We start from the raw sequence: 19,872 nt of genomic DNA, 5'->3' as shown, positions 1-19,872 counted from the left end.
TATATTTTTGTTAAAAATAGTTTATTTTTTGGCAACAAAAACGAACATTACGCATATGCTATACCATCCAAGGGAGAAGGGGATGGGAACCATGAAAGAGAAACGATACGAAGTGCGTTACACGGTCGATAACCGAATTAAAAGCATCCATCAGGTGGAGGCAGATGCGGAGGACAGCTGCAGTAGCGATAGGTTTGCTTGGATAATTATTGCTGCCGGAATCATCGCCATCGTGGTGATTCTATTATGACCGGCCTCAAGACGTTTCACCAGCGCCTAGCAGAGCTGCATCTCCTTGGTAAGGGCCGCGAGCTTACGGCTGATGAAATGCAAGAGATGGCAATCTGCCTCCACCTGAACGCTGAGTATGCGCTCTCCATGGCTTACTTGGAGAACATGTCCCTTGTCGCCAGTCTCGTGCATGATGTTGACTGGCAGTACGAAATCTGTCTGGACATCGAAGAACTCGCACGAGACCCAATCCAGACGAAAAAGCGGAAGCTTTAAAGCTCTCCGCTTTTCTTCTTTGGAGCCAGGAATTCAAGTCTATCCGCAGAGGCACCAACCATTTCTTGGGTCAAATGCACATAAGTTTTTGACGTTGTGCTTTCATTTTTGTGTCCCAGGCGTAATTGTATTTCTTTCATCCTTGCCCCTTGTTCAAAGAGGATGGATGCAGAAGAGTGGCGTAAATCGTGGAAACGTATCTTTTTAAAACCATGTCTTTTGACAAATCTGTTCCACCATTTAGTTGCACTACCTGGATGATAGGGCACCCCGTAGCCACGATGGAAAATATATTGACGGTTTCCGCCTTTCCAGTCCTTTCCTGCCAGAAGTTTTTCTTCTAACCATTCTTTTCGAAAATCCGCTAATTCAGCCATGTACCACTCTGGCATTTTTACAATCCGTATAGATGATTCAGTTTTAGGAGCCGTTTCATATATGATTCCTTTTTTCCTGAGTGTGATGGATCGATTTATTGAAATTTCATGTGTACTGAAACTAACGTCTGACCATTCTACAGCGATCTTTTCGCCGCGCCGACATCCTCCAACTAAAGCTCCTATTATTAGGAGTCTCCAACGTCTCGGCTCAGTCAGTAACGCTTCAATTACCGCAGCAGCCTCCTGGGAGTGGTAAACTTCCATCTTTTTACGATCCACTTTAGGGCGTATGACGCCTTCCATCGGATTAATAGGAATGAGGCGCCATTTTTTCGCTATTTCCAGTACACTAAACAAAAGGTTATAAATATAACTTTGGGTTCGCTGCGATAATGGCTCTGTTTTTCCGTTACGTTTAAGCCTCGGCAGAGTGAACTCATGCATGACATTGACCAGTTGTATGGTTGATATATCACATAACCTGAGATGACCAACTTTCGGGAGGATATAGGCATCAAGGTAAGTGTTATAAATATGTTGTGTTGAAGCAGCTAAGTTTACAGCATACTTAACTGTCCATTCCTGTTTAATAAAATCAAAAAACGTCATTTTCTCCGGAGATATATAAGTTCCAGCTTCTATTTCGGTTACGAATTTTGCTAGTTCAACTTCGGCGTCACGGCCGTTACGAGCCTTTATAGTTTTGGTGTGGCGGATACGTTTTCCGGTTGCATCCCGTCCGCCTTCAACCAGTAGCCGATACGTTCCTTTTCCTCGCTTTTCGACGCGAGCCATAGTCGATCCCCCTTGGTGTAGCGATTTTGTTCAAAGCGTTCCCTGTCGGCATTTTCCTTCTCATACAATAGATAGTAATAAATCGACCCAATAACAGCATATCCGACAAAAAGCAACAAAAGCAACAATTTGTTTTTACTCATTCCACAAAACACTCCACTATTTGTGTTGATTATGCAACAAAAACCGACGATTTATTGTATAATAGGTAATGCAGCAGGATATTACATAAGCACCAATTCTGAACAGCGCTATTGTAATACGAACGCTTGTTCGTTAGAATGGGAACATATCACACTCTCGGGGGATTCGATATGGATGATGAAAAGCAGTGTAAGCTCCAACCAATGGAAGTGGTTCAATTTTTTATTAGTCAAGGTTTAGATCCAACGCCGCTCAAGCGTGTTTTTCCTGGCCTTAATTTGAAGACTGTTTCCTCGCCAGTTGATAACGCGCGATCGCAAGAATCTCCCTAACCTGATCTTCTGACAGCTGCTCTCCATCATGCACTAGTAAACGTTGTAAAACTCCTATGGATTCTTCATTATTTATTTCTATGGCATTTAAAATTACAGCTGCGGTCGCCGTGCTAGGTGGTCGCTTTTTTTCATCTTCACTATAATTTTCTTCATCAATCAATCGGTTCACTGTCACGCCATGTAATTCTGCAATTTTCTTCAATGTATCTAGTGGAGGGTTTCTTTCACCGCGTTCATAGTACGAATATGCTTGCCTTGAAACGCCTATAGAATCTGCTACTTGCCCCTGATTCCAGCCCTTTTTCCGCCTAAGTTCCTTCAACACACTTGGTAGATTATCCGCTATCGACATATTCGCCATCCTCTTTAACTCAGCATTCTCATTAACACTAAACGCCTCGTTCAATTCTACCCAACGCTCGTAGATGTTCGACATAGATGTAGATGCCTTTTTTGTGAAAATGTATTTTTTACTTTTTATCTCCAAAAACTCATGGTTTCAATCCACGCTTAAAACCAAAATATATAATTTCATAGATATCTGAGGGTTTTTCCTCTACTTTCTTTGGCATTTTGACGAGGGGTCTTCATGTACATGAAAAATATATATAAAAATACTTGTATAAATTATTAAATTTTATCACCTTCCTCAATTTTATTAAGTTGAAAGTGAAGTTTAAATACATCGATCTAAATAATAGTTGTGTATTACACAAACATTTTAACACTCAAGGCAACGATATACTATATTTTTTGTGAAATTAAAAGGACATACAACTCATAGTTGATTTAAAAGTAATTAAGGTTAACAATGTTTTAAATTGTGGAAATATTCTTGTTGACATTCCACAATCTGTTGATGTAAATTAGAACCAAGCCGGAAACGGTGCAACGATTTGCAACAAAATTCAACGAAATGGGGTGAAAAGCAAATGGATGCAACACTTGAAACGCAAGATAGGGCAACGATGAATATTGATGAGGCCGCCGTTTTTATTGGAATCTCGAAACGCACCATGTATGACATGCTCGCGAAGCGTCAGATTCCATTCGTGAAATTCCGCAATAAGTACCTGTTTCGTCCAGAATCGCTGCGCAGATGGCTTGCAGATCAAGAAACGAAGCAGATGGCGTAAAGCCGGCCGGATTGCTGGGGGGCTCCCCGGCGCAGAGTATGTAGGGACTGTGGCGCTTGTCCTTGTCTCTATTATCCTAGCAACAATGCAACGAATCTAGTAACTAATCGTGACACGATGTCACAGAAAGGGATGAAAATGGGACACTTGGGAGTCGCAATGAAGGATGTTAGGGAAAAGTTATCATTATCTCAAGAAGATTTTGCATCTCGTATGGGTTACACACGCAGCGCTCTCAGCCGAATTGAATCGGGTGACCGCCCGATTCCAGAGGACATTGAATCGAAACTTTCACGCAGCAGTTGGAGGTTTGCATTGCGTGTGGCAAACCATCGCACTGGCGGGTGGATTACGGATCTGCTCGCCATCATGCCGGATTTTGATTTGCATCCAGCTGCCCTCAAGGAGTTGGTCACCAAGGAATTACGGGAGTTGATGGAACAATTGGGCAAAATCATCCTGCTGAACAAAGCAACTCCAGAAGAAGCAACGCGGCTTTGGAGTGAGGCAAAGGATGTCTGCGACAACGTGTTTGTATTCATGGGGGTGCTGGAGGAGCAGTTCCAACTTGATCGTAACAAGCTGATTCAGCAATACGAAAATGAAGTCCGCGAAGGGAGACGGTAGTATGGCATGGATTGTGGTCCAGAGCATTCGGGGGTTACGTCAACGTAGTAACGATTTGGTGAGGATGTATCGCCAATTGAAACGTTCGGATGCAAATCATGGAGGATTGAACTGGCTTCGCGATGAGATTCGTGAAATTGAGTTTGCTATCGATCAAATGAAAAAAGATATGGCCGCCCTCTTTTTGCACAAAGAGAGCAGCCATGAGAAATCCTTTAACCACTTGGGAGAAGCGGAAGATTTCAAGGATAGTTTACTGCAACAACAGATTATTCGCAAGGAAAGGCGCTTAAGCTCGTGAATGTCGGTGATGCTCCAATAATTCGGCGCACTGAGTTGACCGGATATCCGCATCATCAACCCTTCCTTATAAATCCTTACGAATGGATTGCTCTTGAACGTAAGAAGAAACGGAGGCCCTCTGCATGTCCATCTCGCATTTTCCCGAACTCACCACCGATAAAAAGAAATTCATTCTGACCTGCGGCTTCGGCGACAAGGACGCAGCCAAAAGCATTCCAGGCGCAAAGTGGGACACGAAGCTCCGTCGCTGGACGTACCCCGCAACGCCGTACAGCCTGCGCGACCTGAAAATAGTATTCCCGCACGTCATCGTCGATCCGGCAGTTTTGGCGGATGTGCAGGCGGTGCAGCAGCGGAACGAAGCCATCGAAGCGATCAAAGAAGCGGACGATGCTGAAGTGAATCTTCCAATAAAGGCTGTCCCATTCGTGCATCAACGCAAAGCGTTTCAAATGGCGCTCACTACGCCAAATATTGCGCTGCTGTTCGAGCAAGGTTGCGGTAAGACGTTGGAGGCAATTGCAATCGCCGGCAGTGACTTTATAGAAGGTCGGCTGCAGCGAATGCTGATCCTGGCGCCGAAATCGGTCGTCCCGGTTTGGCCGAAGGAGTTTAATCGTTTCGCAGACTTCCCTTTCCTAGTAGCGGCGCTGCGCGGGTCTTCACTGCAAAAACAAAAGCAACTCTCCGCTTTCCCTCCAACAGGGGATGCCTTGCAGGTCATCGTCATCAATTACGAAAGTGCATGGCGTATCGAAGCCCAACTGCTTGCCTGGCTGCGCAAGGCAGACGGGTATGGTGTGGTAGCCGACGAGTCGCAGCGCATCAAAACGCCCGGCGCGGAGCAAAGCAAGGCGGTCCACAGGCTCGGCAAAGACGCCGTGCGGCGCATGATTCTCTCCGGAACCCCGGTCAATAACTCACCTCTGGAATTTTTCTCTCAATATAAGTTCCTCGATCCCAGCGTGTTCGGCACCAGCTTCACCGCATTTAGATCCCGCTACGCCCGCATGGGTGGCTTTCAGGGGAAAGTCGTCGTCGGCTATCAAAATCTACCAGAGCTCGTTGCCAAGGCTCATAGCATCGCGTACCGCGTCAGCAAGGCCGAAGCGCTTGACCTACCACCGGAGATGTACGTCACCCGCGTGGTGGAGCTCGGCAAGCAGGCTCGAAAGATGTACGACGCTATGCGGAAAGATGCGTTTCTGGAGCTTGAGTCCGGCGGACAAATCACGGCGCAGAACGTGCTCACCAAGATTGGTAAGCTGCAGCGCATGACGGGCGGCTTCGTGAGTTTGGAGGAGGACGGCCTGCCGACCGGCATCACCTACAAGTTGCACGACGACAAGCTTGGTGTCTTCGAGGAACTGCTCGATGAGATCATGGACGCAGGTAAGAAGACGGTGGTGTTCGTCCGCTACCTCGACGAGCTGCACGCCATCGAGAAGCTGCTGGAGGCTCGGAAGCTTGGGTACCGCAGCATCTACGGCGATGTGAGCCAGGACGACCGCGGGCGTTTTGTGGATGAGTTCCAGGATGACCCGGCGGTGCGGGTGTTTGTGGCTCAGATTCGGACGGCGGGGCTCGGTCTCACGCTGACGGCGGCGGACACATCGATCTTTTACTCTACGGGGTATAGCCTGGAGGACTATGCCCAAGCTTGCGCAAGGATCCACCGGACAGGGCAGACCCGAAGTGTAACGCACTACCTGCTGGTCTGCGAGGATACGATCGACGAAGACATCGCCGAGGCGCTGCAAAAGAAAAAAAGCATGGCTGATTTGGTCGTGGACAATTACAAAACTCTATTAGGAGGAAAAAAGAAATGACGACAAACATGCAGAATGCGGTGACTGGCTATGCGGAGCAGTTAGTGAAAGTGCGCGAGGAGATCGAGACGGCCGAGTCCGTGTTGAAAGGACTCGGGGAAAAGAAGGCGGAGATTGAGCAGGGCATGTTCGCCATGATGGTGGAGGAAGGCATCGATGGCATTAAGCACGGCGGGTTCAGCTTCAGTCCATCGGTTCGACCGTTTGCCAGCCTGTCTGCTGAAACGAAGGAAGAAGCCTTTGACTGGCTGCGGGAGAACGGTTATGGCGATCTGATTAAGGAAGCGGTTAATGCCAATTCGCTGACCAGCCTGTACAAGGAACTCGGCGCCGACGAAGCCCCGGAGGAATTTTTGGCGCTGCTTAACGTCCACAACAAGCAACAAATCAATGTAAGGAAGTCCGGACGATGACTGCGGCAGGGGAAGCGGCAAAGACGCTACGCGACCATGCCCGCTACCTGAATTATCTGGCGGAGCATCTGGAGCGCGAGGACGTTCGCAGCGCGACGGGAGAGTTATGGCTGCTTGATATGCCGAAGCTGCACGGGGCAATTGGTTACGTTGAAAATCAAACTAATGGAGGGATTAATCCATGAATCAATCTAACGCGGTACAAATTTATCAACCGTCCTACAACCTTCCGATCCTAGCCGACCGTGATGAAATGATGGAGCTCATGCAAGACATGGAAGGAGTGACGCCGGAATTTCAGCGTGTCAAATTCCCGGCTGGCGGCGCACTGGCATTCGATCTCAAGGACGAGAGCGGCGAGGACGTCGCAATATCGGACCTGCAGGGTGTCATCATCGACCGCCATGCTGTGAATGTCTACTATAAAAGTGCATTCACGGGAGGCAATGAAGCGCCGGACTGCACGGCTGCGGATGGAAAGATTGGCCGGGCTGCAGAAGGTGCCCCGGTGCCATGGGCTGGCGGCTGCCAGGAATGCGCAACATGCCCGTTCAACCAATTCGGACCTAACAACGAGCCGAAGCCATGTAAGAATCAGGAACGCCTGTACCTGCTGCGCGAGGGAGACATCTTCCCTGTCATTATTACCGTGCCGCCAACAAGTCGTAAGCCGCTGAACAGTTACCTCTCCGGTTTGATGAACAAACTGAAGCCGGCGCACGCGGTGGTTACGAGCATCAAGTTGAAGAAAGAAGTCTCGAACGGCGGCATTAAGTACTCCAGCGGTGTTTTCACGAAGGTCAAGGACCTGACCAAGGATGAAGCCAAAGCAATCAAAGCGTACGGCGAACAGCTGCGTCCGATCCTGCGCCGCGAGCCGGAACAGGTTGTCACGGTTGTTGAAGAAGGATACGGAGCCAGTGCCCCGCCGCCAAGTGATGAGATGGCACCGCCGGAAGCTGAAGATCAATTGTTCTAAATTGAGGAGGAGTCAACAATGAAAAGTCAGCTTCCATGGGCGCGGTACCTGGTTGATCGTGGTTATCCTATTATTCCGACGTATCCTGATTCCAAGTCCGCTCTTGAATCGGGATGGCAATATTACAATGAAAATCATCCTGATAACAGCACGCTGCGCCGCTGGTTCAGTGTCGCAGAAAATAATATCGCCCTCTGCACCGGAGTAAACAGCGGTATCATAGCGTTTGAATTTTCCGGTCGGGACGGAGCAGGAACGCTGCGGCGGATTGAAAAAGCAATCCGTCCGCTGCCTCCAACACTCATGATCCGGCGGTATCCGCCGAGTTGGGGCCCGGAACGCGGCTATGACTACGGCGACTACAACGTGACGCATCTGTTCCGGTTTGAGCAGAAGCTCAGTTCGCTGCGAATCAGCGGAAACCTTGCTGTCAAAGGGGATGGCTGGTACACGATGCTTCCTCCCAGTGTGGTCGGGGGCGGATCATATGAATGGTACGGAGATGAAAATGAAATTGTAGATTTGCCCGATGCATTTGAGGATTTCTTGCTCGAAAAGGCTCGGGTTGCTCTTTAATCGCCTGAGGGCGACGCCTTGGGGGAGGCGCGGAAGAGAGCAGGGTGTGAAGGGAGTGCTGGCGCTTACATGACACAACTCGAAATAGCTCTGAAATACTTGCAGCGGGGATGGAGCGTCATCCCCCTGCATCCACGCGATAAGAAGCCGGCTATATCTTGGCAGAGCTTCAGTACCAAGCATCCCTCGCGGGACTTGGTAACAGCGTGGTTCAAGGGGAACGAACGAAATATAGGCATACCAACTGGCGCAGTGAGCGGCATTATTGTACTTGATATCGATAAAGCAAAGAAAGAAGGGGACGCGGATGGCTTCGCGTCCCTCGCCCTGATTGAAGCTGATCGCGGCGCGCTGCCGGATACGCTGACGGCGACGACGGGCAGCGGCGGTCGGCACTACGTGTTCAAACATCCCGGCGGCACGCTCACCAATTTTAGCAGGAAGAAGATCGGGATTGATTTTCGTGGCGATGGTGGTTTCATTGTTGTGGCGCCGTCGTTGCATCCTTCGGGCGGGGTATACGAATGGAATAATGATCTGGAACCAGCAGATTGCCCGGAATGGCTCGCGGAGCTGGCGTCAGGCGGACCGGAGCCGGACTGGTACCTGAAGTTGTTCACTCCCAAGAAAGCAGCTGCAGCAGTGAAAACAGAGCGGCTGCGTGCGATCCGAGGTAATTATGAAGCGGGAAAGGCGAAAGGTGCCGCTGCTGTGCTTGCGGGCTGCGCGTTTTGCCGCCATTGCAAGGACGACGCTGCTATGCTGCCGGAGAATGAATGGTACGCCATGGTGACTAACCTGGCGCCGCTGGATGATGGTCCGGCTGCCGTGCATGAGTTGAGCAAGCCTTACTCGGGTTATAGCGAGCGGGAGACGGAACGGAAGATTGAACACGCGCTACAGAGCGATAAGCCGCACACTTGCCAGTACATCCAGAACAACGTCGGTTTTGATTGTCCGAACGGCGGCTGCGGCGTGACGGCGCCAATTGGTTTTGCAACGGATGCGGTAGCTGGAGCGCGTGGGGTTGTCGCGTCGTTGATCGACCGTATGAAGGATGCAGTGATCCGGGAGGAAGTGTTTGCGGAGGACGTTATCGGCGCTCTCGCGGTACTGAAGCGTAAAGAGCCGGCTGAGCTCGCCATTGTGAAAGGGCAGATTAAGGATCTCGCCGGACGCGACATCAGCATGCGGGACCTGAACAGCGCCATCACGGAGCGGGCGAAACGGGACAGCAAGCTCAAGGTAGTCGAAAAACTCGACGATGCGCCGCCGATGGAGGGCACCTGGCTGGAGAAGAAGCCCTTCGAGTTCGCGGTCCGTAAATTCGGAGACTGGAACATCAGTGAACGCGGCATAACTCGTGTCATCTTCACAGACCAGGGTCCGCAGGAAGCGACGGCCTGCGATGCGCCGATATTTATTTCACGCCGAATGAAGCGCGTCGACGGCACCGCTGACGCCAGGGTTGAACTCACTTGGTGGCGGGACAACGAATGGCAAAAGGTTGCGCTCGACAAGGACATGGTATCTATGGCGAGCAAGGTTCCCATGCTCTCAAACCTCGATATACCCGTGAACAGTGAAATGGCCAGGACCTTTGTTGGCTACATGTCCGAGTTTGAAAAGGTATACGGCGGCGAAATTCCTCTCGTTAAGACCGTTTCCCGGCTCGGCTGGTATGGCTCGAATCACTTTTTTCCCGGCGTACAGGGCGACATGGAGATTGATAACCCTGACATGAAGAATCAGCAGGAGGGCTTTCACGGGCACGGTGAGCTCATAGACTGGGTGTCATTTATTGAGCCGCTGCGTGCGTTTCCGATTGCCCGGTTCATGCTGGCGTGCAGCTTCGCTTCTCCGCTGCTGCGGATCGTGAACGGGCGGATATTCATCTTTCACGCTTATGGCGGATCACGCGGCGGCAAAACAGCTGCGCTCAGTGCGGCTTTGAGTGTGTGGGGCCGACCGGAGGACATCATGGCGAATTTCAACACGACCGCCGTCGGCATCGAGCAGCTCTGCGGCTTTTACAACGACTTACCGGTCGGGCTCGACGAGCAGCAGGTCGCCGGACGGAAGCAGGACTTCATTGATAAGCTCGTCTACGCACTCTCGATGGGGAAAGGCAAGACCCGCGGTTCCAAGGGCGGCGGCATCAGGGAGTACCAGTCCTGGAAAAATATTATTCTCACCACAGGGGAGGACCCGATCAGCGCGGACAACTCCACGGCCGGCGTTAAGACACGGACGCTTGAAGTGTACGGACGGCCGATCCCCGACGAGCTCAAGGCGCAGGCGGTGCACCGTGGTATCAATGGTGCGTACGGCGTCGCCGGGCCTACGTACATTCAGGCGCTGCTGGCGCTCAGTAAGGAGAACCCCAGGGCGATCATGGACGACTTTGAGCGCATGGTGGCAACGCTGCAGGAAGGCTTTCCGGACAATCTGACCAGCCACTTATCCAGCGTCGCTGCGGCCTGTCTGGGCGATTTCTACGCGAGCCGGTACATCTTTGGGATGGAAGAGATCGACGCCTGGGACGAGGCTCTGCTGCTCGCGGAGACGATGTTCCCGCAGCTGGTTAAGCAGGCGGAAGTCGACGACGCCACGCGGGCGTACGACTATTTAATGGATTGGACCGAAGCGCACGAGGATACATTTGCGGACCGTCCACGCCCGGTGTGGAGTGGATTCATTGGGGATCGGGTGTCCGGCGCGCCTTTTGATGTGAAGGGATATACGTTTTACTTTCCGACGGTGTTTGATGAGGTTTTGCGGGAGGGGAACTTCAATCCGACTCGCATCTTAAAGGATTGGGCGCAAAATGGCATGGTGCTCACCGATCAGCGGAAGGGCGAGGCAAAGGTTCGGCACAAGGTTCGGCGCCGTGTGTACGTCTCGTATGGCGAGGATGCGTCCAAGGATTACAAATATTTCGTTGGCGTCAAACGGCGAAATTTTGATGAAGAGGCCTAATATGTCCACAAGAGTGGACATATATGTCCACAAAAAAATGAGTAGTGGACATACGAAAAAACCAGGCGGGGCGCGGGTTTGGAGCCTTTTATGTCCACTATGTCCACTAATTTAAGGTTTACCTCTATATATGGGGCGAAATTTCACACGCACAAAAATACGTAAATCTATAATGCCGTGTGCGCCATATAAAACCCTATATAGTGTTTCATCCGTTTTTTTGTGGACATTGTGGACATAGTGGACATATTTTTTGAAAAACCCAGTATTGGCGCGGTTTAAACCTGACATGACTTTTAAAATTAGTGGACATATTTGTTGATTTTATGTCCACAAAAGTGGACATACGGCGTTTGGGAGGTGTCCCAATGAGTATTGAAGCCGATTTTCAGCGCAAATTAGCCGAGCGGAAGGCCATTAGGAAAAAAGGGCCGACGGTGGACGCTCTGATTAAGGCCCCGGAAGAACGCTATGGCTTTGCTCGTAGTGTGACGGAGGACCCGCGCCCGGATCTGGCGGAGGACTCCAAGTTGTGGGGAGAGCTACTTCGGATCGCGGCGGGATATCAATTGGTGGATCGGGAGAAGTGTATGGCGTTTGCCGCGACACTGAACTATTTGCGCGGCGGTGGAACGAGACTGGTGGCTGGCAACAAAATTTGGGTATTGCGTCCGGAGATCGATTGCAACAAAGGGTGGCAGAGTCAAGAAGAGTATGACAACGCCAAAACATGCCTGAATCCTTATAAAGACTGGATTCCTCACGCTCTTTCGGAGCTGACTTTTTTGCAACCATTAGGCAACAAATAGTTGATTTTGTCATTGAAATTGTTTATTATAGTTGCATAGGGTGTTTCGGAGGTGAGCATATGGGGAATCGACAATTCCTCAAAACGGAAGAGCTGGCTGCGCGACTGAATTGTCCGAGATCATGGATTTACCGTCTCGCTTCGCAAGGAATGCCAAAGATTCAGGTCGGGAAGGGAAACTTTCGTTTCATTGAAGAGGATTGCCGGGCTTGGCTGATATCGGTGCAGCAATCCATGGAGAAAAACGATGCCAGCTCGTAAGGAATCATCCATTCAAACATCGATCATTCGATTTTTGCGAGGTTTAGGCGCCTACGTGGTGAACCATCATGGCGGATTGTACAGCGCAGCTGGTGTGCCGGACATTCTGGCATGTGTAAATGGCCGTGCTGTCTATATTGAAGTGAAACGTGATGGAGGGGAGCTGAGTGTGCTGCAGGAGCAGCACCTCCTCCGAATTAAAAAAGCTGGCGGTCTCGCCATTGTCGCACGGAGTGTGGCAGAGGTGCAGCAGGCTCTGGCGGATGCAGGACTAACGAAAGGAGACGGTATTGGTGAGCAGAGTTGAATTAAAAAAAGATGTGCTACAGAAAAGGCGTAGCGGCTTCACGGTGGACGAAATCGCGGAAATGCAAGGAATCTCCATTGATGATGTGCGTGAACTCTTGGAGGGATTCGATAAAACGGGATTAGATAAAGACCTATACCCCGAAATCGCGGCGCGGGTTAAGAAAATCATGTTTGAAGATAAATTGCCAAACGCGGTACGCCTAGTGGCAGAGGAGTTTGATACTACGGTCCACCACGTGCGGGCTATCTGCCGGAAGCAAGGGGCTGATTTAAACGGTCATATTGTAAAAGCAGAGCTGTTGTATAAACGGAACAAGGAAATGGCTGATTTACGGCAGCAGGGCAGGACGAATGAGGAAATCGCCGTAAAATATGGCCTCACTGAGCGTACCGTGGCAAATCTGCTTGGTTGTGTGGAGCAGGATGCCAACTGGATCGAAGTCAAACAAAAGAAGGATTCGGCATTGGCGGAAAAGATCGTGAAAATGCGCAAAGAAAAAGCGCCAATCGTGAAAATCGCCACTACGCTGCACGTCGGATATGACCGAATTTATCAGGCATTGGAACAGGCTGGATTAATTGATGTAACGAAAATCAAGCGTCGGCCCTACAAGCCCCGGATGAGCAAGGCAGGCTGCGCGCGGCGGAACATTGAAATCATCACCGCTGCCGAAAAAGGTGAGACGCTCGAACAACTGGCGGAAAGGTACGGACTGAGCCGCCAGAGAGTACGAGGCATTCTGTGGTCCTCCAAAAAGGAGGTGCGGCCTAATGGCAGCAGGTAAGCGTCCGACCGTTAAGCAGCGAACTATCCTCAAATCCAATGGGCTTGACTGGGCGCATTGGCTGATTTTGAAAGACCTCAACTCCGAAATGGTAATCAAGCACCGCTACACCGACCGCGAAAGGACGGTGTTTAAGTGAGTAATAGTCCCGTTAACCCCAATCATTACAAGCGCGGTGGCCTGGAGACAATCGAAGTCATTCAGGCCTTCACCGCGAATCTCCCACCTTTTGAAGCTTACCTCATCGGAAATGTCATCAAATACACCTGCAGATACAAGGAAAAGAATGGCAGTGAAGACTTGAAAAAGGCAGCCACATATCTGGCGTGGGCAGTTGAGGCTGCCGTGAAAAGGGAGCGATCCGAGCATGAAGCGTCTTTCGTGGCACCTAGCGACCCGGCAGCAGCTCGAGGAGATCGTTTATCAGGACAGTGGAGCGAGCCTAGCCGACAAGCTGTCCGCGGCGGCGGAACTGCACAGGCGCCGGCGGCCGGCTTGGCAGACGAACCAAGTGAAGGTTCGACGGGCGAGGGCGTAAATGAGAAAAAGCGCTTCGTCTGCAATAGGCTGCACAAGACTCTTATAGGAAAGGTAATGGGGCCGGGCTGCGGATGGTCGTCAAACGTTGAGGTTGACAGGTGCATAAAATGCGGTGGTCCAATGGTGCCGAGTTCCTTACAAGGGAAATGAACCTGTAAACATTAAAAACAAACACTTGGGAGGTAATAAACATGGCAATTCGTAAAAATGACCTTAAGGATTTCATTGTTAATAAATCAAACATCAAACTTTTAGCAATTAGACAGGAAACTCTCACATACGTAGCAGATCGGTTCCGGCCCGTTATCTTCGATCTTTTTAAAGAAGCAGAATCACTCGAACGGCAAGCTCAGATTTTTAATAATAACTTGGAAAACCTTATACATTCTCATACACGGTTTGATCGATGGTTTTTCAAAGAAATTGTCTTTGATGTCAATAATCGCATTGTAACGTTACGAGAAGATATTGTTCAGGAACAAGCGAGGAACGCATTGGAAAACATTTTGGATAGGAGTACCAATGGTCTGATTAAAGACCTTGACATTCTCCAGGCCGATCTCAAGTCTGAACTTCAAGCTAAGATCGCAGCGTATCAGGAATTGCAGAAACTTAAAGACGAACTGTCCACGATTATCAGTGCTAGCACCAATGGCGACAAAGCATTTAAGCAACTTCAAGACCTTGGAGTAGACCTCTCCGAATATAATTCCGGCAGCACGAACCTCCCAGCGGTAGTCAAACTTTCGGCAAATGTCTGCGTCCTTAACGGAACGTGCTGAGAACACAAAAAGAGCCCAGGGTGTGCGCCCCAGGCTCTCCATGACCGATGCTTTCGGATTATGTCCAGATTGTACCAATTTCGCCGCGAGGCGTCAATATAGGAGAAACGGATATGCTTAGCCGCACCAAATTGGAAGAGTACCTCACTGAAACATGCGACGAACAAACGCCGGAAGTACGCCGGTTTATCAAGGACCTCATGATCAAGATCGAATTCGGCCACTTTGAGCCAGATGATAACGAAGAGTCCGAGGATAACGCCTACGATAATGCTTAGGCCGAAGGGCATCGGGGCGACCGAATCACCCAGCAAAGCGGGGGCCGACACAGGCCTCCTAGCCCCCAGGGGCAGAAAGGAGAGAGCCATGCAGGAGATGGTCATAGATAACTTTGCCGGCGGAGGCGGAGCCAGTACCGGCATTGAAATAGCTATCGGTCGCAGCGTGGATGTGGCGATTAACCATGATCCCGATGCTATAGCCATGCACGAGGCCAACCACCCGGAAACGCGACATTACTGCGAATCGGTTTGGGAGGTTGATCCCCGGGAGGTGGCTGCTGGCAGGCCGGTTGGATTGGTTTGGCTCAGCCCGGACTGCAAGCATTTTTCCAAAGCAAAAGGCGGCAAACCGGTCGAAAAAAGCATCCGCGGGCTCGCTTGGGTAGCGGTGCGTTGGGCGGCGACGGTCAAACCGAGAGTGATCATGCTTGAGAATGTCGAGGAGTTTAAAACATGGGGCCCGTTACTGGACGGCATGCCTGACCCGAAACATAAGGGCCGGACGTTTAACTGCTTTGTTAATGCTCTCAAGCGACTCGGCTACAAAGTCGACTGGCGGGAGCTGCGGGCCTGCGACTACGGCGCGCCGACGATCCGTAAACGACTGTTTCTGGTCGCCCGGCGGGATGGCAGGCCGATCGTCTGGCCGGAGCCAACGCATGGCGACCCGGAAAGCGAGGCGGTTAAGTCCGGGCGGCTGCAGCCGTGGCGCACGGCAGCGGAAATTATCGATTGGTCGATCCCGTGCCCGAGTATCTTCGAACGCCGGAAGCCGCTGGCCGAGAACACGCTGCGGCGCATCGCCCGTGGCATCCAGCGCTTTGTCATCGACAGTCCTGATCCATTTGTCATCAAGGTCAATCATCATGGAGATGCGTTTCGCGGGCAAGAGATCGACGAGCCGCTGCAGACCGTCACGGCTAAAAACGGCTGGGGCGTGGTCACTCCATACATCGCCCGGATCGGGCAAACAGGTTTCGGTTCCGACCGCTTGCAGTACGAAGTAATAGACCCACTGACAACCATCACGACAAAGGGCGAGCACCTGCTTGTGAGTCCTACGCTAATTGAAATTGGCTATGGTGAGGGGCCGGGGCAAGCGCCCAGGGTACCCGGACTGCATAAGCCGCTCGGAACGGTCGTTGCCGGGGGCCGGAAGCATGCGCTTGTATCTGCTTTTATCGCTCGCCACTTCGGGCAATCCGTTGGCAGCGATGCAGCGGAGCCAATTGGCACGGTCACAGCTGGCGGTGGTGGCAAGTCCTCACTCGTAACCAGCCATCTCGTTAAGCTGCGTGGCACATGCCAGGACGGCCAGCTTGTTACGGAGCCTATGCCGACTATTACGGCTGGCGGGCTGCATGTCGGAGAGGTACGTGCATTTTTGCTCAAATACTACGGCAGCGCCGACAACGGCCAGCAGCTAACGGACCCGCTGCACACGGTGACAACCAAGGACCGGTTCGGGCTGGTGACGATAGAGGGCGTTGATTATGAAATCGTCGATATCGGCATGAGGATGCTGGAGCCTCACGAGCTGTTCGCGGCGCAGGGCTTTCCAGACAGCTACATCATCGACAAGTATGCCGACGGCAAGCCGGTAAGCAAGGCGGCGCAGGTCGCCCGTTGCGGCAACAGCGTTTGCCCGCCGCTGGCAACAGCTCTGGTCCGGGCTAACCTCCCCGAGCTTTGTATTGGCTCTGGCAAGTTGCTTGCATTTGAACGATACGCAGCAGCTTCGGAAGGTCAGCTGCAGCTCAGCATATAGCCCCCAGGGGCAGCACAACAGGGAGGAGGTAAGCCATTGAGCGTACCTCTGGATCAACCCTATAGCAGCAACAGCCGGACAGCAGCGGCTATTTTAGTTCAACAGAAGGAGAGTGCGGCTATTGAGCGTCACCGTCAAATACAAAACAAAAAGGAACTATTGTTCCTGCTGCGACCAAAAGCTTCCTGCTCCAAAAATGAGCAAGGAAAGAGTGTTCAACATCGGTAAAAATGATGCTTTGTCGTGGGCAGATTGGAAAGATATCGCAGAGTACCCTGAAGACATGGAGCGGTTGGTCCCTGAATTCGTCCATGAAATCATTAGTTTTCATGCAGTAGATTCATACGAAACAATTATCGTCGAACAGAGTGAAGTGGACCGGGTGAAAGAGTTCATTTTGAAAGAAGTTGTCGCTTAGACAAGCGAAAGGGGATGCGCAAGTTGTTAAACGTTGGAGACATAGTAAGTTGGACCAGCCAATCTCAGGGCAGTCACAAGGTTAAAGAGGGGGCAGTGATCGCAGTTGTGCCACCACAATGTAACGCCTCAAAATTGCTCCCTATCGACACCCCCAAGGGGCGAGTTAAGTTTGACGACGCGCTGCGTTCAACGGGATCGGATCAAACCCGGTATATCGTCGCTGTCCAGCGCCGGGGACGTAGCACATTAGTTGATTATTATTGCCCGCGTCCGAGTCAATTGGTTCGCGTGGATCAAAGGTAGATATTAGATCAGGGAGGCTACGGCCTTACCACAAGGAGGGGAAACGGTTGAAGTCAAAAGTAAACCGAGCGAAAACAGAATTTGATCATGTCATGAACTATTTACTCACGGAGTCAACCAAATGCAATACGCACGAAAGCCTCTATGCGTTGATGGCAACGGCTGCTCACACGATTGGCGGCATGGTCTGTCACTTCGATGCTGACGAAAGATCGCAAATATTAATGCATCTTACGGCAGCGATGGGAACGGGCTTGCAGGTGACGGCCAAAGCCATGGGCGAGCCGAGCGATATTGAAATCATTTTGGGTGGGCGCTCCTAGCTAGGGGTCTCCCAAGGAGGGATAGCATGGCACGTTTAAAATTCGAGATGTGGCCGCACAGGGATAAGCCTGGCGGCGAAGTCAATGGATACATGAGTCGCTTTACCGACGGAAAAGGCCGCTTCACCGACTCGTGGTGGTGCAGCCCGCCAGCTTCTATCGACCACGTAGGCCCGGAATACCTTAAACAGCGGCACCGCCATCCAAACGTGGCGAATGCCCGGCATGACGAATTCATTAAGCGCCAGTTCCGCGAGTGTGTGGCGGTGGTCAAAGTAGAGGAGGCCGCCCATGAGTAACGAACAGCAGCAGGGAAGCATTACGTGGATCAAGTACGACCGCGAGAATCCGCCGGAGGAAGGAGACTACCTTGTCACAGCCGGGAGCGATGTTTCGGAAGCACAGCTCCTTGTGCTAAGCAATGGTCCGTGGTTCATCGGAGCAATGGCACCTCCAGACAAGCAAATCACCCACTACGCCCATATCAACCTACCGGAGGTGCAGGCATGAGCGAACAGCAGCCCATGACAGCGATGACAGCGGAGCAGATTGACGCAATAAGGCAGGCGGTGGATGCAGCAACGCCGGGGCCGTGGAGGTTGTCTCCCGTACATTGGCACAAGGGATGCGCAGGCAGGAATTGCAAGCAGTCAATCTTCTCTCCGGGAAGGCGAACGATTGCAGTCGCATTTGGCGCTCAATATCGTGCAAGCCACAACGAAGAACCAAGGACTGAACTTGATTCGGATGACGCCCACCTCATCGTCAACGCCCCTAAATGGATAAACTCCCTCCTAGCCGAGGTACAGCGGCTAAGAGAATGGGAAGATGCCGCTTTGATCCCCGGTGAAAATTGCGAAGATAACGGCGGATACCAAGGTCGTGCCACGCCAGACGATCTGCGCGAAATGATCGAATGGCGAATGTCGGATGAGCGCAACCAACTGACCGCAGAGGTACAGCGCCAGCAGGGAGAGATAGCGCGACTCCAGACAGAATTGGAGCAGAAACAAGCCGATTTATTTGAGGATATCGGAAAGCATTTCGCGCCGGACTATGACAAGCTGAAACGCCTACAGGCCGAGAACGACCAGCAGCGCCGGAAGATTGAGCAGATAACGGAGGAATACAACGAAGAGCGAGCTTGCCATGAACAGACTCGACAGGGATATAAAGCAGAACTGGAACGCTTGGAAGCAGATGTGACCACGCTAAAGCTTGAAAATAAGGATTGGGAGAAGGAGTATCAGCAGGCTTTGAAACGTGAGAGTTTCCTTACGAAAGCTCATAGAGAAGCTGACAACCAATTACGTGAGCTTCTGAAAGGAGATAGAACCAATGAGTAATCAGGAAAAGATCGATCTGCTCAATACACTGCCGTGCATCTATCACGAAAAGGGAAATCCACCTTATCACTACATCGAGGTAAACGAACAGGCGCGTGCCGTCCTCAATACTGTAGGCCAGCATGATGGATGGATCGAGTTTCACAGCGTTCCCGGCGAGAACGGCCCTGAAATGTGCCTCTCAAGCCTCGCCTTTAAACTTGGGGCAACGGGACATGACGGCACGAAGTTCCTCTACGAAAGGAATGAAGCCAATGAGTAGGGAGTACAAGTTCAGAGCCTGGGACGGAACAGAGATGTACACGCCAATTCTAGCCGACGGCAAAATTTATCGCTGCGGTAGAGACTTCGAGGACGGGAACGACGCTCCGCACGATAATCTCATGCAGTACACGGGACTCAAGGACAAGATGGGGACGGGGATTTACGAGGGGGATATCCTCAAAGTGCCGGATTTATATGAAACGCCTGAAAACACGAGCATGACGTACCACAACGAGATAATCAGGTTTTCCAATTGCGCTTTTCGCTTGGGTAACCAGCTGTTGTGTGATTACGCCGAATATGTCGCGGACGAGTGTGAAGTCATCGGCTCCAAGTATACCCACCCCCATCTGCTCAAGGAGGGAGAGGGATGTTCGATCTAAAAAGGACCTGCCCCGACTGCCCGTTTATAGAGGGCAGCTCGACCAATCAAACATTGCGGCCGGAAAGGATCAAAGGGATAAAGATGGATTTGCTCCAAGGTCGAACATTTTCATGCCATAAGACGGTTAACTATGACTCAACCACTAACAAGGAAGAACAGCATTGCGTAGGTGCCATGCTCTGGCTGTATAAGCGTGACCGACCAAACCAAATGATGCGGATTGCCGAACGCATTGGTGGTTTAAGGGCAGAAAATCTATCGACGCATGGACAAATCATTGAATAGGAGGCCCCC

30 protein-coding genes are annotated in these 19,872 nt (G+C 51.3%); 28 read left to right on the top strand and 2 right to left on the bottom strand.

What is annotated here, in order from left to right:
* The first annotated feature begins 91 nt into the window (after positions 1-91).
* Both M3223_RS04300 and M3223_RS04295 read left to right on the top strand, forming a co-directional pair.
* Positions 92-250: a hypothetical protein gene (locus M3223_RS04300; protein WP_251559282.1), complete on the top strand. Its 159-nt coding sequence runs from the start codon at positions 92-94 to the stop codon at positions 248-250.
* Positions 247-507: a DUF7667 family protein gene (locus M3223_RS04295; RefSeq protein ID WP_251559279.1), complete on the top strand. Its 261-nt coding sequence runs from the start codon at positions 247-249 to the stop codon at positions 505-507. The genes M3223_RS04300 and M3223_RS04295 overlap by 4 nt, the downstream gene beginning before the upstream one ends.
* Here the strand turns inward: M3223_RS04295 and M3223_RS04290 are convergent.
* Both M3223_RS04290 and M3223_RS04285 read right to left on the bottom strand, forming a co-directional pair.
* On the bottom strand, positions 504-1,682 hold the full coding sequence (locus M3223_RS04290; RefSeq protein ID WP_251559277.1) for a site-specific integrase: 1,179 nt from the start codon (positions 1,680-1,682) through the stop codon (positions 504-506). The genes M3223_RS04295 and M3223_RS04290 overlap by 4 nt on opposite strands.
* A 417-nt stretch (positions 1,683-2,099) precedes the next feature.
* Entirely contained in the window at positions 2,100-2,597 is a 498-nt protein-coding gene (locus M3223_RS04285; RefSeq protein WP_251559275.1) for a helix-turn-helix transcriptional regulator, read from the bottom strand.
* Between the two features lie 496 nt (positions 2,598-3,093).
* On the opposite strand from M3223_RS04285, the gene M3223_RS04280 reads away from it, so the two are divergent.
* The 26 genes from M3223_RS04280 (at position 3,094) to M3223_RS04155 (ending at position 19,863) form a co-directional block, all read left to right on the top strand.
* Positions 3,094-3,297 carry a helix-turn-helix domain-containing protein gene (locus M3223_RS04280; protein WP_251559273.1) on the top strand — a complete coding sequence of 68 codons (204 nt, stop codon included), beginning with the start codon at positions 3,094-3,096 and terminating at the stop codon, positions 3,295-3,297.
* Between the two features lie 117 nt (positions 3,298-3,414).
* Complete coding sequence (locus tag M3223_RS04275; RefSeq protein WP_353057667.1) at positions 3,415-3,924, top strand: helix-turn-helix domain-containing protein; 510 nt, start codon at positions 3,415-3,417, stop codon at positions 3,922-3,924.
* Between the two features lies 1 nt (position 3,925).
* Entirely contained in the window at positions 3,926-4,225 is a 300-nt protein-coding gene (locus M3223_RS04270; RefSeq protein ID WP_251559268.1) for a hypothetical protein, read from the top strand.
* Positions 4,226-4,349: 124 nt separating this feature from the next.
* Positions 4,350-6,056 (top strand): SNF2-related protein, encoded by a 1,707-nt coding sequence (locus M3223_RS04265; RefSeq protein WP_251559266.1) that lies wholly within the window; start codon positions 4,350-4,352, stop codon positions 6,054-6,056.
* A complete protein-coding gene (locus M3223_RS04260; protein WP_251559264.1) occupies positions 6,053-6,469 on the top strand; it encodes a gp33 family protein in 417 nt (138 codons plus the stop codon). The genes M3223_RS04265 and M3223_RS04260 overlap by 4 nt, the downstream gene beginning before the upstream one ends.
* On the top strand, positions 6,466-6,654 hold the full coding sequence (locus M3223_RS04255; protein WP_251559262.1) for a hypothetical protein: 189 nt from the start codon (positions 6,466-6,468) through the stop codon (positions 6,652-6,654). The genes M3223_RS04260 and M3223_RS04255 overlap by 4 nt, the downstream gene beginning before the upstream one ends.
* The gene (locus tag M3223_RS04250; protein ID WP_251559260.1) at positions 6,651-7,448 is read left to right on the top strand and encodes a hypothetical protein; all 798 of its coding nucleotides are present in this window, start codon (positions 6,651-6,653) and stop codon (positions 7,446-7,448) included. Before M3223_RS04255 ends, M3223_RS04250 begins: the two co-directional genes overlap by 4 nt.
* 18 nt (positions 7,449-7,466) lie before the next feature.
* Entirely contained in the window at positions 7,467-8,024 is a 558-nt protein-coding gene (locus tag M3223_RS04245) for a bifunctional DNA primase/polymerase (protein ID WP_251559258.1), read from the top strand.
* Positions 8,025-8,093: 69 nt separating this feature from the next.
* Positions 8,094-11,003 (top strand): DUF927 domain-containing protein, encoded by a 2,910-nt coding sequence (locus M3223_RS04240; RefSeq protein WP_251559256.1) that lies wholly within the window; start codon positions 8,094-8,096, stop codon positions 11,001-11,003.
* 368 nt (positions 11,004-11,371) lie between these two features.
* Positions 11,372-11,812 carry a hypothetical protein gene (locus M3223_RS04235; RefSeq protein WP_251559253.1) on the top strand — a complete coding sequence of 147 codons (441 nt, stop codon included), beginning with the start codon at positions 11,372-11,374 and terminating at the stop codon, positions 11,810-11,812.
* A 59-nt stretch (positions 11,813-11,871) separates the two neighbouring features.
* Positions 11,872-12,072 carry a helix-turn-helix transcriptional regulator gene (locus tag M3223_RS04230; protein ID WP_251559251.1) on the top strand — a complete coding sequence of 67 codons (201 nt, stop codon included), beginning with the start codon at positions 11,872-11,874 and terminating at the stop codon, positions 12,070-12,072.
* Positions 12,059-12,379, top strand: a complete 321-nt coding sequence (locus M3223_RS04225) for a VRR-NUC domain-containing protein (RefSeq protein WP_251559249.1) — start codon at positions 12,059-12,061, stop codon at positions 12,377-12,379. Before M3223_RS04230 ends, M3223_RS04225 begins: the two co-directional genes overlap by 14 nt.
* Complete coding sequence (locus M3223_RS04220) at positions 12,366-13,166, top strand: hypothetical protein (RefSeq protein ID WP_251559247.1); 801 nt, start codon at positions 12,366-12,368, stop codon at positions 13,164-13,166. The genes M3223_RS04225 and M3223_RS04220 overlap by 14 nt, the downstream gene beginning before the upstream one ends.
* Positions 13,153-13,305 carry a DUF6906 family protein gene (locus M3223_RS04215; RefSeq protein ID WP_251559245.1) on the top strand — a complete coding sequence of 51 codons (153 nt, stop codon included), beginning with the start codon at positions 13,153-13,155 and terminating at the stop codon, positions 13,303-13,305. Before M3223_RS04220 ends, M3223_RS04215 begins: the two co-directional genes overlap by 14 nt.
* Positions 13,302-13,856, top strand: coding sequence for a DUF3310 domain-containing protein (locus tag M3223_RS04210; protein ID WP_251559243.1), 555 nt, complete (start codon positions 13,302-13,304; stop codon positions 13,854-13,856). Before M3223_RS04215 ends, M3223_RS04210 begins: the two co-directional genes overlap by 4 nt.
* 41 nt (positions 13,857-13,897) lie before the next feature.
* Positions 13,898-14,488 (top strand): hypothetical protein, encoded by a 591-nt coding sequence (locus M3223_RS04205; protein ID WP_251559241.1) that lies wholly within the window; start codon positions 13,898-13,900, stop codon positions 14,486-14,488.
* A gap of 113 nt (positions 14,489-14,601) precedes the next feature.
* Positions 14,602-14,766: a hypothetical protein gene (locus tag M3223_RS04200; RefSeq protein ID WP_251559238.1), complete on the top strand. Its 165-nt coding sequence runs from the start codon at positions 14,602-14,604 to the stop codon at positions 14,764-14,766.
* Between the two features lie 88 nt (positions 14,767-14,854).
* The gene (locus M3223_RS04195) at positions 14,855-16,537 is read left to right on the top strand and encodes a DNA cytosine methyltransferase (RefSeq protein ID WP_251559236.1); all 1,683 of its coding nucleotides are present in this window, start codon (positions 14,855-14,857) and stop codon (positions 16,535-16,537) included.
* Positions 16,538-16,658: 121 nt separating this feature from the next.
* A complete protein-coding gene (locus M3223_RS04190) occupies positions 16,659-16,955 on the top strand; it encodes a hypothetical protein (protein ID WP_251559234.1) in 297 nt (98 codons plus the stop codon).
* A 352-nt stretch (positions 16,956-17,307) separates the two neighbouring features.
* Positions 17,308-17,583, top strand: a complete 276-nt coding sequence (locus M3223_RS04185; protein ID WP_251559232.1) for a hypothetical protein — start codon at positions 17,308-17,310, stop codon at positions 17,581-17,583.
* A 26-nt stretch (positions 17,584-17,609) separates the two neighbouring features.
* On the top strand, positions 17,610-17,882 hold the full coding sequence (locus tag M3223_RS04180) for a hypothetical protein (RefSeq protein ID WP_251559230.1): 273 nt from the start codon (positions 17,610-17,612) through the stop codon (positions 17,880-17,882).
* Positions 17,875-18,093, top strand: a complete 219-nt coding sequence (locus tag M3223_RS04175) for a hypothetical protein (RefSeq protein WP_251559228.1) — start codon at positions 17,875-17,877, stop codon at positions 18,091-18,093. Before M3223_RS04180 ends, M3223_RS04175 begins: the two co-directional genes overlap by 8 nt.
* Positions 18,090-18,929, top strand: coding sequence for a hypothetical protein (locus M3223_RS04170; protein ID WP_251559226.1), 840 nt, complete (start codon positions 18,090-18,092; stop codon positions 18,927-18,929). Before M3223_RS04175 ends, M3223_RS04170 begins: the two co-directional genes overlap by 4 nt.
* On the top strand, positions 18,922-19,191 hold the full coding sequence (locus tag M3223_RS04165) for a hypothetical protein (protein ID WP_251559223.1): 270 nt from the start codon (positions 18,922-18,924) through the stop codon (positions 19,189-19,191). The genes M3223_RS04170 and M3223_RS04165 overlap by 8 nt, the downstream gene beginning before the upstream one ends.
* Positions 19,184-19,576, top strand: a complete 393-nt coding sequence (locus tag M3223_RS04160; RefSeq protein WP_251559221.1) for a YopX family protein — start codon at positions 19,184-19,186, stop codon at positions 19,574-19,576. The genes M3223_RS04165 and M3223_RS04160 overlap by 8 nt, the downstream gene beginning before the upstream one ends.
* Positions 19,564-19,863, top strand: coding sequence for a hypothetical protein (locus tag M3223_RS04155; protein WP_251559219.1), 300 nt, complete (start codon positions 19,564-19,566; stop codon positions 19,861-19,863). The genes M3223_RS04160 and M3223_RS04155 overlap by 13 nt, the downstream gene beginning before the upstream one ends.
* Positions 19,864-19,872 lie beyond the last annotated feature (9 nt).

Origin of the sequence: Paenibacillus pasadenensis (assembly GCF_023715725.1) — a bacterium.
GTDB classification, from domain to species: Bacteria; Bacillota; Bacilli; order Paenibacillales; family Paenibacillaceae; genus Paenibacillus_O; species Paenibacillus_O pasadenensis_A.
The sequence above is the reverse complement of the archived record's forward strand: the minus strand, read 5'-3'. Positions and strand labels throughout refer to the sequence as shown.

Bases quoted from the DNA above. Each gene is read 5' to 3' on its own strand.
- M3223_RS04300 (WP_251559282.1), top strand. From the start codon at position 92: ATGAAAGAGAAACGATACGAAGTGCGTTACACGGTCGATAACCGAATT.
- M3223_RS04295 (WP_251559279.1), top strand. From the start codon at position 247: ATGACCGGCCTCAAGACGTTTCACCAGCGCCTAGCAGAGCTGCATCTC.
- M3223_RS04290 (WP_251559277.1), bottom strand. From the start codon at position 1,682: ATGGCTCGCGTCGAAAAGCGAGGAAAAGGAACGTATCGGCTACTGGTT.
- M3223_RS04285 (WP_251559275.1), bottom strand. From the start codon at position 2,597: ATGTCGAACATCTACGAGCGTTGGGTAGAATTGAACGAGGCGTTTAGT.
- M3223_RS04280 (WP_251559273.1), top strand. From the start codon at position 3,094: ATGGATGCAACACTTGAAACGCAAGATAGGGCAACGATGAATATTGAT.
- M3223_RS04275 (WP_353057667.1), top strand. From the start codon at position 3,415: ATGTCACAGAAAGGGATGAAAATGGGACACTTGGGAGTCGCAATGAAG.
- M3223_RS04270 (WP_251559268.1), top strand. From the start codon at position 3,926: ATGGCATGGATTGTGGTCCAGAGCATTCGGGGGTTACGTCAACGTAGT.
- M3223_RS04265 (WP_251559266.1), top strand. From the start codon at position 4,350: ATGTCCATCTCGCATTTTCCCGAACTCACCACCGATAAAAAGAAATTC.
- M3223_RS04260 (WP_251559264.1), top strand. From the start codon at position 6,053: ATGACGACAAACATGCAGAATGCGGTGACTGGCTATGCGGAGCAGTTA.
- M3223_RS04255 (WP_251559262.1), top strand. From the start codon at position 6,466: ATGACTGCGGCAGGGGAAGCGGCAAAGACGCTACGCGACCATGCCCGC.
- M3223_RS04250 (WP_251559260.1), top strand. From the start codon at position 6,651: ATGAATCAATCTAACGCGGTACAAATTTATCAACCGTCCTACAACCTT.
- M3223_RS04245 (WP_251559258.1), top strand. From the start codon at position 7,467: ATGAAAAGTCAGCTTCCATGGGCGCGGTACCTGGTTGATCGTGGTTAT.
- M3223_RS04240 (WP_251559256.1), top strand. From the start codon at position 8,094: ATGACACAACTCGAAATAGCTCTGAAATACTTGCAGCGGGGATGGAGC.
- M3223_RS04235 (WP_251559253.1), top strand. From the start codon at position 11,372: ATGAGTATTGAAGCCGATTTTCAGCGCAAATTAGCCGAGCGGAAGGCC.
- M3223_RS04230 (WP_251559251.1), top strand. From the start codon at position 11,872: ATGGGGAATCGACAATTCCTCAAAACGGAAGAGCTGGCTGCGCGACTG.
- M3223_RS04225 (WP_251559249.1), top strand. From the start codon at position 12,059: ATGCCAGCTCGTAAGGAATCATCCATTCAAACATCGATCATTCGATTT.
- M3223_RS04215 (WP_251559245.1), top strand. From the start codon at position 13,153: ATGGCAGCAGGTAAGCGTCCGACCGTTAAGCAGCGAACTATCCTCAAA.
- M3223_RS04205 (WP_251559241.1), top strand. From the start codon at position 13,898: ATGGCAATTCGTAAAAATGACCTTAAGGATTTCATTGTTAATAAATCA.
- M3223_RS04200 (WP_251559238.1), top strand. From the start codon at position 14,602: ATGCTTAGCCGCACCAAATTGGAAGAGTACCTCACTGAAACATGCGAC.
- M3223_RS04195 (WP_251559236.1), top strand. From the start codon at position 14,855: ATGCAGGAGATGGTCATAGATAACTTTGCCGGCGGAGGCGGAGCCAGT.
- M3223_RS04180 (WP_251559230.1), top strand. From the start codon at position 17,610: ATGGCACGTTTAAAATTCGAGATGTGGCCGCACAGGGATAAGCCTGGC.
- M3223_RS04175 (WP_251559228.1), top strand. From the start codon at position 17,875: ATGAGTAACGAACAGCAGCAGGGAAGCATTACGTGGATCAAGTACGAC.
- M3223_RS04170 (WP_251559226.1), top strand. From the start codon at position 18,090: ATGAGCGAACAGCAGCCCATGACAGCGATGACAGCGGAGCAGATTGAC.
- M3223_RS04165 (WP_251559223.1), top strand. From the start codon at position 18,922: ATGAGTAATCAGGAAAAGATCGATCTGCTCAATACACTGCCGTGCATC.
- M3223_RS04160 (WP_251559221.1), top strand. From the start codon at position 19,184: ATGAGTAGGGAGTACAAGTTCAGAGCCTGGGACGGAACAGAGATGTAC.
- M3223_RS04155 (WP_251559219.1), top strand. From the start codon at position 19,564: ATGTTCGATCTAAAAAGGACCTGCCCCGACTGCCCGTTTATAGAGGGC.